Source organism: Niallia sp. HCP3S3_B10 (genome assembly GCF_052064465.1).
GTDB lineage: Bacteria > Bacillota > Bacilli > Bacillales > Cytobacillaceae > Niallia > Niallia hominis.
In genome coordinates, this window is record NZ_JBQHVO010000062.1 from 19,908 (window position 1) to 31,857 (window position 11,950).

At 33.9% G+C, this 11,950-nt stretch carries 9 protein-coding genes; 4 read left to right on the top strand and 5 right to left on the bottom strand.

The annotated features are described in order from the left end of the window. Positions 1 to 314 precede the first annotated feature (314 nt). Entirely contained in the window at positions 315 to 1,562 is a 1,248-nt protein-coding gene (locus ACTNDN_RS20285; protein ID WP_441131970.1) for an MFS transporter, read from the bottom strand. A 47-nt stretch (positions 1,563 to 1,609) separates the two neighbouring features. Then, the gene (locus ACTNDN_RS20290; protein WP_441131972.1) at positions 1,610 to 2,083 is read right to left on the bottom strand and encodes a hypothetical protein; all 474 of its coding nucleotides are present in this window, start codon (positions 2,081 to 2,083) and stop codon (positions 1,610 to 1,612) included. Positions 2,084 to 2,270: 187 nt separating this feature from the next. Between ACTNDN_RS20290 and ACTNDN_RS20295 the strand changes: the two genes are divergently transcribed. From ACTNDN_RS20295 to ACTNDN_RS20310, 4 genes are all read left to right on the top strand, one after another. Beyond that, positions 2,271 to 3,461, top strand: a complete 1,191-nt coding sequence (locus ACTNDN_RS20295; RefSeq protein ID WP_441131974.1) for a MalY/PatB family protein — start codon at positions 2,271 to 2,273, stop codon at positions 3,459 to 3,461. A gap of 417 nt (positions 3,462 to 3,878) precedes the next feature. Further along, entirely contained in the window at positions 3,879 to 5,234 is a 1,356-nt protein-coding gene (locus ACTNDN_RS20300) for a polysaccharide pyruvyl transferase family protein (RefSeq protein WP_441131976.1), read from the top strand. 269 nt (positions 5,235 to 5,503) lie between these two features. Then, positions 5,504 to 6,856, top strand: coding sequence for a polysaccharide pyruvyl transferase family protein (locus tag ACTNDN_RS20305; RefSeq protein ID WP_251627649.1), 1,353 nt, complete (start codon positions 5,504 to 5,506; stop codon positions 6,854 to 6,856). 207 nt (positions 6,857 to 7,063) lie between these two features. Then, positions 7,064 to 7,924 (top strand): hypothetical protein, encoded by an 861-nt coding sequence (locus ACTNDN_RS20310; RefSeq protein ID WP_031540444.1) that lies wholly within the window; start codon positions 7,064 to 7,066, stop codon positions 7,922 to 7,924. Positions 7,925 to 8,058: 134 nt separating this feature from the next. Here ACTNDN_RS20310 and ACTNDN_RS20315 read toward each other — a convergent pair whose 3' ends face one another. From ACTNDN_RS20315 to ACTNDN_RS20325, 3 genes are all read right to left on the bottom strand, one after another. Beyond that, positions 8,059 to 10,002, bottom strand: coding sequence for an FtsX-like permease family protein (locus ACTNDN_RS20315; RefSeq protein WP_251627647.1), 1,944 nt, complete (start codon positions 10,000 to 10,002; stop codon positions 8,059 to 8,061). Further along, positions 9,989 to 10,753, bottom strand: a complete 765-nt coding sequence (locus ACTNDN_RS20320; protein ID WP_031540442.1) for an ABC transporter ATP-binding protein — start codon at positions 10,751 to 10,753, stop codon at positions 9,989 to 9,991. Before ACTNDN_RS20320 ends, ACTNDN_RS20315 begins: the two co-directional genes overlap by 14 nt. A gap of 127 nt (positions 10,754 to 10,880) precedes the next feature. Beyond that, positions 10,881 to 11,615 (bottom strand): sensor histidine kinase, encoded by a 735-nt coding sequence (locus ACTNDN_RS20325; RefSeq protein WP_441131978.1) that lies wholly within the window; start codon positions 11,613 to 11,615, stop codon positions 10,881 to 10,883. Positions 11,616 to 11,950 lie beyond the last annotated feature (335 nt).

The following is an 11,950-nucleotide window of genomic DNA, read 5'->3' on the forward strand; positions in this document are numbered from 1 at the left end:
TAGCAAATTTAAGAAGGAGAGGACTATATTGAATTTTGTTAAATTAGCAGATCTTTTTTGGAATGGCATGACTTTGACTTTTGTAGATCATAAAGGCATTATTTATACATACTTGTCCTTTATGATTATAGCTTTACTCTTTGAGATATTTCTTACAGTGCTAATAGGTATATCTATTTATTTCTTTTATCAATTTGGATATTCCCCAGATTTATCTTTTTACATTGCATGTTGCCTTGTATCCCTACTATTAGTTATGACAATCATTACAATTATATCTATTTTTAGGAAGATGAATATGTATCAAAAAGTTATTAAATTAGCTCCCTCTTCTTCCGTAAATAGTAGAATAAAATGACACAGCAAATGGAGCAAAGTAGGGATAGAAGTGCAATAAATCCATAGCCTGCCTGTTGTCCAATGATACCATTACTCGTATGGAACAAACGATTTATCCCATCTATAATGACTCCAATTAGCAAGTTTCCGAGTACACTTGCAATTCCCATTAATGTAACTGTAAAGGTTATAGCTGTACCAGTTCCCCTTGGATACCTTTTTGCCAGCAATGCCATGACAGTCGGATATATGGGAGCGATGCCAATTCCAGCAATTGCAAACAGAATGGCACCTTTTTCTCCAATGATAATGGCAGAAAAACTGCAAATGCCAGAGAAAGCAGCAAAAATCATGATGGAAAGTGTATAACCGATTCTATCTGTTAATGGGCCAAGGATTAGTCTTGAAAGCATAAAAAATAAGAAGAACATTGATAGCATGCCAGAAGCTGTTTCTATATTCCATGAATACGCTTTAATTAAAAAGTTAACTAACCAGCCTCCTACAGCTAGTTCAGACACTACTCCAAAGGAAAGAATCATTACAATGAGCCAAGCAACTGGATCCCGAAGTAAAATTCGATAAGATACATTCTCTTCGCCATTTGTTTCTTCCTCTGGAAATTTTCCGAAAAAAGAAGGGATGATAGGCAGAAGGGCTAATAGCAATACAATAAAATACATCCCTCGCCAGCTTAATTCTCCTCCTGAGATAGTCCATCTCATCATCCAAGATGCAATAATTGGTGCTACCATCGAACTTAAACCATAGAAAAAGTGTGCAAGATTCATCATAAATCCTGTATTTTTTGTGAAAATACGAGCAGCCATTATCCCTAGGCCAATTTCAAGCATTCCATTTCCAATATATAAAAGGAAATAGGAAGAAGAAAGGGCAAAATATTTTTCAGAAAAATATAGACATATGCCAGAGACAGCCATTGATGCAAAAGCAACAATACCTGTCCATTTAATGCCAATCCTATTTGCTAAAGCAGCTGTAAAGGTACAGGCAATTAAATAGCCGAGGGAGTTGATTGCAAGCAAAAATCCTATTTGCGACTCACTTAAAAGGAAATCAGCTTGAATGATTGGAATGGCAGGTCCTTTCACATTTTCTGATAATCCGAAAATAAGAAAACCACCAAAAATGACAATAAGAAGAAGGGAGTAATTAAGCTTTGACTTTTCTTTATTAGAAGCGTTTAAGTGATCCATAGACATCCTTTCTTTTTCCTAAATGTAGCGTGATATAAAGATTATGAAAATACTTATTTATGATATCGGGATTGACGAGATGGAAGATGTTCATTATTTTCGACAGTAGGACTGTCATTACTGTTTGATTGATTGTTTCTTTTATGAAAAATCTTTTTAATTCCTTTAAAAATTAAGGTGATAACTAGGTATATTCCGAAAAAAAGAAGGAAACCGTTAATACCCGCAACAGCATCTGCGAACTCCATATTCCCCCGTCCTGTAATCCCCTGCTGAATTTCAATAGCAAATACTAATACGAGGATGAGCGTAAAAGTATAGATAAATGAAATGCTCTTAATGCTCCAGGCTGCTAAGCGTTTAAAGATGAATTGCACAATAAAGAATGAAATAATTCCAATGATGCCAATAATCCATAAATGTAAGTCTTTGTCTGTAGCTTGCCAGCCAAGAATAGAGGCAACGTCCATAATAATATCGTGGAGAATATTGACAATTTCAGCTATTATTTTAAAAAACTCTGCCATTTTATACCTCCTTTAAAAAGTCATCTTTCATCAAATTATACTTGACGATGGGAAAAATTAAAATAAGTAATCTATTAATCTAGCCTTGAAATATCCTTCAAGTTAAGGGATAAACATGTTACTATAGGAGAAAAGATGTTCATTACAACGAACGGTTTTGGAAATTAGGAAGAGGATGGTGGATATTATGATTAACAATTTTGATGAAGTAGTAAATCGACGAAATACTTATTCCGTTAAATGGGATGGTGGAAAGATGATTAAGGAGATGGGATTAACAGAGCGTTATGATGAGGAGACTATTCCGCTCTTTACAGCAGATATGGATTTGCCTGTACCACAAGCATTAGTTGATGCATTACATAAAACGGTTGATAATCGCATATATGGCTATTCTGTTTTTCCAGACGAATATTATGAAGCAATTCAGTACTGGTTCAAAAAAAGACATGATTGGAATATAGAGAGAGACTCTATTGTCTATAGTCCCGGAACGGTTCATGCGATTAATATGGCTGTTCGTGCTTTTACAGAAGCTGGCGATGGGGTAATTATTCAACGTCCGGTTTATCCGCCATTCACCTCAGCAGTTGAAGAGAATGGAAGAGTAGTAAGAAATAACGCATTACTTAAAGATGAAGAAGGTTACTATACGATAGATTTTGCTGATTTTGAAGAAAAGGCAAAGGAAGAATCAACAAAGTTATTTATTCTTTGTAATCCCCATAATCCAACTGGACGTATTTTTTCAGTGGAAGAACTTACTCGTTTATATGAGATTTGTGTGAAACATAATGTGTTAATTATTGCAGATGAAATCCATGGTGATTTAATAAGATGCAATCAGAAATTCACTCCAATTGCGATGATTGCAGAAAATAATGACCATTTGATTACTTGTACGGCTATCAATAAAACATTTAATGTAGCAGGACTTCACTGTACAAATTTAATTATTCCGAATGTAAAGCTACGTAATAAATTTAAAAAAACGATGGGCCATCAATTAGCGTCTCCTTTCACCATTTCTGCGCTTATTGCAGTATATAAGGAAGGAGAAGAATGGCTCGAGGAACTAAAAGAATACATTGACGGAACAATGGAATGGGTGAAGGCATATATAGATGAACATATGCCAAAGGTCAAAGTAACGATTCCAGAAGGAACCTATATTATGTGGATGGATTTTGGAGGTTATGGAATTACTCCAGAAGAAGTACATGAACGTATTTATCATCGAGCTAATGTTTTGCTGGAGGATGGTAGTATGTTTGGAGAAGAGGGAATTACATATCAACGAATCTGCATCCCATCTCCAAGATCCATTATTAAAGAAGCAATCGAAAGAATCGCAAAAGAGTTCGCGGATTTGAAATAAGAGAAACATTTTGTTTTTTAGGGTCTGATACTAAAAGATACATTATTTCAGCTAGTGTAACAGGAGGAACTGTGCACTTAAATGAAAAAAGATATCTTTTATAATCAGATTCTTTTTTTGCTGCTCGATTTTCAGGTTTAGTTTTAATAAATAAGGGGAAAGGAGAGATGGTTGTTTTTTTTATTAAATCTAACACAATTTTAGTTAAGAAAAAATTAAGCTTCTTTTTTTATCCTACAGATTAAGAAGCAAATTTTTTTGATTTATCATTTACAAATATATGATTGAATATATTAGTTGTACTACTGTATAAAAAAATGAAAAGTGCTAATGATGTTACTAGGTATTTATCAAGTAGGTTAGTAGTAACGGAAGAAATGATGTTATTAATTTTGTTTTATAGAAAGGGTTAGTTAAATGAAGAATATATTGATTAGAGCAGGCATGTCACCTCTAGATATTTTTGATGCATCTTACATACTAAACAATAATTCGATAGGCGGGAATGTTGGAAACCTAATATATCAATATAGTGTTTTCCGTACATTAATGACAGAGGACACAATCATAACGCCAGATTACTATGAATATGAACCATCCAGAGCGGATGAAATTAATGAAAAATATGACTGTTATGTCATTCCATTGGCAGATGCATTTCGGAAAGAATTTGTTCCGACGTTACGTAAGTACACACAATTAATAAAAAAATTAAAGATTCCAGTTTATGTTATTGGTGTTGGACTTCGTGCTCCATTTGAGCCGAAATTAAATGAAGGTTTTCCTTTTGATGAAGATGTAAAAGAGTTTATTAAGGCAGTTTTAGAAAAATCAAATATAGTTGGATTACGAGGTGAGATTACCTCTAAGTATTTGACTGGTTTAGGCTTTAAAGAAGGAGTAGATCATACTGTAATTGGGTGCCCTTCTATGTATACGTTTGGCAGAGAATTGACTATTAGAGAAACAAATATTACGAAAGAGACTATGGTTTGTGTAAATTCTTCTCGTTTATCACCAAAAAACGTCCTTGACTTTATTACTAGAGGCATGCAGGAATATCCAAATCATTATTTTATTCCACAATGGCTTAAAGAATTAAGACTAGTACATTTAGGCGCACCAGCGATAGCGCCAGACAGCAACAATTACCCAGTTAAGATTTCTGATCCGGCATATGCAAATAATAGAGTTCGCTATCCTTTGAATGCGCCAACATGGTTTGATTTTATTGGTCAAGCCGATTTAAGCTTTGGAGCTAGACTACATGGGAACATTACTGCAACTATATCTGGAACACCAAGCATCATTATTCCAAAGGATGCTCGGATGAGGGAGTTGGCAGAATATCATCAGCTAACACATGTGATGGCAAATGAAATTAATGAGAAAACAAGATTATCTGATTTAATTGAAAAAGTAGATTTCCAACAGCCGACAAAACGTCAAGCGGAGAATTTTGATAACTATATTCATTTCCTGAATAAAAATAAAATCGATCATATTTATAAAGAAACGAATCACCCAGCTCGAATACCATTGGAAGAAAGATTGTCTAACGTTTCATTACTTCCATTAGAAGTACCAATTAGTGCTTGCAGTATTGAAGAAACGGTTGCTAGATGGGAGAAATTCTATTCAGGAGAATCTCCGCAAATTAATACATTGAAGAAGAAAGTCAAAGAAAAAGACAATAAAATTAAGAAGCTAGAAGGACAATTAAATCGAAAGTCTGTCAAACTAGTATTGAAAGCTGCAAATGTATTTAGGTAAAGGTTGATCCGTTTATGATTTTATTTAAAGGCATCCTTTTCATAAGTACTTCAAACAACCGAAGCAACAATCTTTTAGAATTAATACTTAAGTAAAAAAGAAAAGCACCCATGTTAAACAGTGAGGTGCTTTTTTTAATATGGATTCACTTTAAATGCTAGGTTTAAAAGGATTCTATCCTGTCAAAAATATAAAAATGCATGTCTTTTAAACACAGGCTAAAATAGGACAAAGGTACGATAAAAAAATGTGGTGAGGAAGAAGCGAATATGAAAAAAATATTAATAAGAGCTGGTATGTCACCCTTAGAACCATTTGATGCGGCAAAAATGATGATTGATAATACCTTTGGTGGGAATATCGGAAACCTAATCTATCAATTCAGTGTGTTTCGGACGTTGATGACTGAAGATACAATGATTACACCAGATTATTATACATATGGCCCTGAGAGAGCAGATGAAATAAACGAAAATTATGATTGCTATGTTATCCCATTAGCGGACGCTTTTCGGAATGAATTTATTCCATCCCTTAGACGATATACGAAATTAATCAATAAGTTAAAAGTCCCAGTTATTGTAATTGGCGTCGGATTAAGAGCTCCTTTTGAACCAAAGCTAAATGAAGGATTTCCATTCGATAAAGATGTGAAAAATTTTGTTCAAGCTGTTTTAAAGAAATCATCTATAATTGGCGTCCGTGGAGAAATTACAGCAAAATATCTAACTCGTTTAGGCTTTCGTGAAGGCATTGACCATGTAGTAATTGGCTGTCCTTCCATGTATACCTTTGGAAGAGAATTACATATAAGAAATACTCATATAACGAAAGAGTCAAAAATCTGTGTTAATTCTTCTCGTCGTTCCCAAAAAAAGGTCCTAGACTTTATTGCTAGAGGGATGGAAGAATATCCAAATCATTATTTTATTCCGCAATGGTTAAAAGAATTGAAATTAACGTATTTGGGAGCACCATCCATAGCAGAAGTAAGCAAAAAATATCCAATTAAAATGTCAGATCCTGTATATATGAACAATAGAGTCCGATTTTTCCTAAATGTACCTACATGGTTAGACTTTATGAAAGATGCTGATCTGAGTTTTGGAGCAAGGCTGCATGGGAATATTGCAGCAACGATTGCAGGAACCCCAAGTTTAATTATTCCTAAGGATGCTCGAATGAGGGAATTAGCTGAGTACCATCAACTAACAAAGTTAATGGCTAATAAAATAACGAGCAAGACAACCTTGTCTGGAATAATAGAGAAAAGTGACTTTCAAGCACCTACAAAGGTACACGCTATGAATTTTGATCACTTTATTGATTTTCTTAATAAGAATAAATTAGAGCATATTTATAAAGATACAAATACACCATCGATTGTTCCATTAGATCGAAAGCTGGCAGAAATTAAACTTGAACCTCCTGTGCACCCATTAAGTGGATGTAGTCTAGAGGAAATGGTAGAGCGATGGGAGCGATATTATCCATTAGAAAATAGCCCGAAAAATACAAGTACACCATCTATTACAAAAGACCATTTTAAGACAATGTTTATCGATATGATTGCAACAAAAAAGGAGAAAGTCTTCAAAAAGTTCTCAAATAATAGGCAGTAGGTAACGAAAATCACTGTGAAAATAAATATAGCTATTAGAAAGTATTTCAGCTTCCTTTCTAATAGTTATATTTAGTTATTCCACATAAAAAAGATTTTTTTATAAAACACGACGTATTCTTTACCAATAGACAAAAGATAATATATAATAGAGAAGAAGGAATTCCACTTTTTGTGGACTTGCTATATTTTTTACTAAATTGAAAGGATGATTTTTATTGTTATTCAACAGGCAGTACAAACCGAATTAATTAAAAAGTATTGGGAAATGTATGAAAGTAAGAAAGAGAGGCCGTATCTTGTAAAGCCTTCAATGCCAGTTATGTATTTTGGTAATAGTAAGAAGTATTTTGAATCCCCTATCCGCATCATTACTGTAGGTCTAAATCCGTCTAGGCGCGATTTCCCTGACCCTGACCCTTTCCAAAGGTTTCAATCAATGAAACGAGACCATCACTATCAATTCAATCAACAATATATTACTGCACTTGACCAGTATTTTGAAAAAGACCCATATAAAGCATGGTATGAGCCTTCTTTTGAACCGATTTTGAATGGATTAAATGCAAGCTTTTATGGTAATAAAGAAAATACGGCATTGCATACAGATATTTGCTCACCGCTTGCAACGAATCCTACTTGGGATAGTTTAAGCAAAGAAGCAAAGAAAGACCTTCAAGCTAGTGGCGTGAAATTATGGCATGAGCTTATCGAATACTTACAACCAGATGTTATTCTTATTTCAGCTGCAGGAGAACATCTATCAAAAATTAAATTTGAGACAGAAAGTGATTGGGAGACAGTTTATACGGTTCCTAATTCACGTTATTTAATAAATAGTAAGAAAGTAAAATTAGCGAATAAAACAGTGAATGTCTATTACGGCAGATCAGCAGAAATACCATTTGGCCAAGTTTCTCCAAGCAATAAGGTGAAGATTGGTGAATATATTAGGGTGATTGCTGAGAAGAAGGATCAGCCGATTGATTTTAGAGCATTTCACCATGCGGTTTTAGAATCGGAGCAGCGAGATAATCAACTTTTTGGCTGGAGTCAAGAAGCGAACTAATATAAAAAGGAATCAGACAGTTATGTTTGATTCCTTTTTGTATTTAGTAAAACCATTTAAAAATAAATCTTCGAAAATAGCCGGTTATTTTTTGCTCCAGTTATTGAACATTTTCTCCGCTTTCATAGCTAATACTACAAAGCATCGGCTATAATTTTTTTATAAAAAGCAACAGATAGAATCCCAAATATCGAATAGAGTACTGCATAGAGTCCCATTACGATGAACATGGGAGCCCATAATTCTGTCCCGAAGAAAAACCAGCCAGACTGAACAGCAAAATAACTATGAAGCAAGCCGACTAGTAATGGGATACCAAAGTTAAATAGCTGTTTTATTTTGATTCCATTTAATAAGTCATTCTGTGTATATCCTAATTTGCGGAGAATGGTATAAGTATATTTTTCTTCTTCTCCTTCATCCATTTGTTTAAAATAGAGAATACAACCAGACGTTATGAGAAAGGTAAGTCCAAGAAAACCGACGATAAACATTGTCAAACCCATCATTTCTTTTTGGGTTTGGATTCTATCATAGCGTGAAATAGAACTTGAATTTTCTAAAGATAGCTGTTGATAAAGTTTATTTGCAGCTGCGATTTCATGGTCCTTGTTAATATGAATTCCAATATATATATTAGATGGTGTTTGGATACTTTCATCCATATTCTTTTCTAGTAAATGAAAAACAGATGAGTCGACAATAACGGTTGGAAGTCCGCCACTAGTAAAGGTATAAGGGATAAGGAATAGATCCTTTTGTCCTACATAATTTAATGAGAGTGAGCTTCCATTGACCAAAATGGAAATAGTTCCTTTTGACTTTAGGTTTATAAACTTTTCTAATGCAGAACTATACCTAGTGAAAGCTACTTCCTCTTTTGATAAGCTCACACCCTTTACATATTCTTCGCTAATGACAGGCAATTGCATCTTGGTAGAATCTAGGGTGGATTCGCCTGGAATGTCGTTCAAGATGTCTTTTACATTGAAATCTGCTTGAATAACAGGAATTCTTTCTTCCTTATAAGCGATTTCTTGTTTATTCAGTAGCTTAGAGAATGCTTCGGCATCTTCTGAATGAGCAAAGGTGAAATCTGCTGGAACAGTTTCCTTCGCTGTTTTTTCAGCAGAATAGTAGGATATATAGCTTAAGCATAATAAGCCTATTGCTAGCGCCGATACAGATGTGATTATCGTTAATAAAATAGAGTTCGATTTCATACGAAACATAATACTAGATAAGGAAAGAACTTGATTAATATTAATGTAACCATTTTTCTTTTTGCGAATAAGGTTGAATAGAAAACTAACGGATCCCTTATAAAACAAATAGGTTCCAATTATTACAAGGGATAGAATCGAAATCATTGCCATAAATAGCATATTCATTGTTTGAAAAGAACCACTAAATAGTTTTGAAGAGATAAAATAGCCGCTAATAATAAAGACAATGCCAACAATACCAATGATTATTTCCCATACTGACATTTTCTTCACTCGTGCTTGTGTAGAAGAAGTAATACGGAATAAGGAAAGGATGGTCTGTCTTTTAATGAAAATATAATTCATTAACATAATGAAAATGTATATGATACAAAAAACTATGATTGTTTGCACAAGAGCCTCGGTAGAAAAGTGAAGCTTGGTAATGGCTGTTACACCAGTTACTTTAAATAAAATCATGACGGTTACTTTTGAAAAAGAAAATCCGATAAAAATACCAATAATGATAGATAAAAAGTATAAGATGAAATTTTCCAGTGTTAACAAACGAAAGATTCTGCTTTTCGTCATTCCAATCAATTGAAACAAGCCAATTTCTTTTCCGCGCCGTTTAATAAAAATCGTATTAGCGTAAAGGAGAAAAATCGAAACGATAGCAACTAATAATAAGGAAGCAGCTTTAATGGCAGCAGCACCTTTCACTGTGTTCCCGGCAGCATCCATTGACGGATCATATTGTAATGTCACAAAGGAAAAATACAATGAAACACTAAATACTAAGGCAAAAATATATAGATAATAGTATTTTATATTTTTTTTGAGATTACGAATGACTAGATTACTTAAAGTCATTTTGCACACCACCCAAAATTCCTTGTGTTTTGATAATATCTTGGAAAAAACGTTGTCTATCTTGATCCCCTTTATAAAGCTGTGTATAAATTTGTCCATCTTTAATGAAAACTACTCTGCTGCAATAGCTTGCAGCTACTGCATCATGTGTAACCATGAGGATTGTTGCATTTCTTGTTTGATTTAGATGGCTTAATTTATTTAATAAATCAGAAGCGGATTTCGAATCAAGCGCTCCAGTCGGTTCATCAGCAAAAATAATGTCTGGCTCATGGATGAATGCCCTTGCTGCAGACGTTCGTTGTTTTTGCCCTCCTGATATCTCGTTTGGATACTTATTCTTTATCTCGTAAATACCTAGGTCTTTTGCTAATTTATCAAAGCGTTGATGTGCCTCTTTTTGTGGTGTCTTTGTAATGGATAATGGCAAAAGAATATTTTCTTTTACTGTTAAAGTATCGAGTAAATTATAATCTTGAAAGATAAATCCTAAATGATTTTTTCGGAATTCAGCTAACTGTTTTTCCTTTAGACGTGTAATTTCTTTTTCAACAATGTGAATGGTTCCACCGGTAGCTTGGTCAATGGAAGAAAGGACGTTTAAAAGCGTAGTCTTTCCCGAACCCGATGCCCCCATAATGCTGACAAATTCAGCTTTTTGGACGCTTAAGTCTACACCTTTAAGCACTTCCTGGCGATTTGCTTTATTCCCATAACTTTTATGAACTTTTGAAGCAACTAATATGTCCATTTTTTTCACACTCCTATACATGATAGATTCATTATATAAAAGGATTTTTATACATTCCTTCGATTTGGCGAACAAATAAAAGAGGCATGTGACATTTTTGTCACGATGCCTCCCACAAACATTTTAATTAATGATGAAGTTGATCAAATGCATTGTTTTTCGGAAATGTTAGAGTCACTGTTGTTCCTTCATCTACCTTTGAATCCACCTCGATGATGATTTTTAGAGCGTCTGCAATTTTTTTGGATAGATATAATCCCATGCCTGTCGCATGATTATTTTGATGTTTAGCGGTAGAAGTGAAGCCTTTATCAAAAATTCTAGGCAAATCCTGAATGGCGATTCCAATCCCGCTATCCGCAATTTTCAAACATGTATAACCATGATGATCATAGCTTTTTAGGATAATATCTCCCTTGCTTCTATATTTCACAGCATTACTAATCAGTTGTCTCACAACAAAAGAAAGCCATTTTCCATCTGTTAGCACAGTGGTCTTTTGTAACTCGATATCAAAGCCAATCCCTTTTTGTATGCACCAAGATTGTAATGCCTTGATTTCATCGAAAAGGATATTCTCGAGATCGATACTTTCTATATATAAATCATTTTGAATAAAGGGAAACCGTTTTTGGTGGAGCTGTTGATCCAGCAAATGATGAATTCTCAGCCACTCGAACGTTAGGGATGCTTTTATTTCATGATTATCAATGGAGTCAATCAATAAACGTAATGCCGTTAACGGTGTTTTTACTTCGTGAATCCATGAAAGCAGTTCATCTTTTTCACGTTCAAGCTGTTCAAGATTTTGATTGCGCTCTTTCATTAGAATGGCAGTTTGCTGTGTAAAACTGTCCTCCATGATTTTCTCAAAAGGTGTTTTTGCTTTTGGTAAGGATGTAAGGTCTAAATCATCCTCTCGGGTAGAAAGCCCTTTATAAAAGTTTATTTCCTTTTGATATTGAAAGATTGAGAAGAGTAGAAACAAAAGCATGCTAATAAAGCAAATATAGACCATTGAATAAAAAGAGATGGTCTCATCGATACTTGCCATAAATAATTGAAACAGTTGTAGAAATAGAATAAAGATAATCCAGCTTTTTTTTCTTACACGGAATAAATAACACCAACGGATAAAATAGGTTATAATAGACTTATTAATTATTTAAGTTGGTGTTTATTTATGCGTACTAAAAA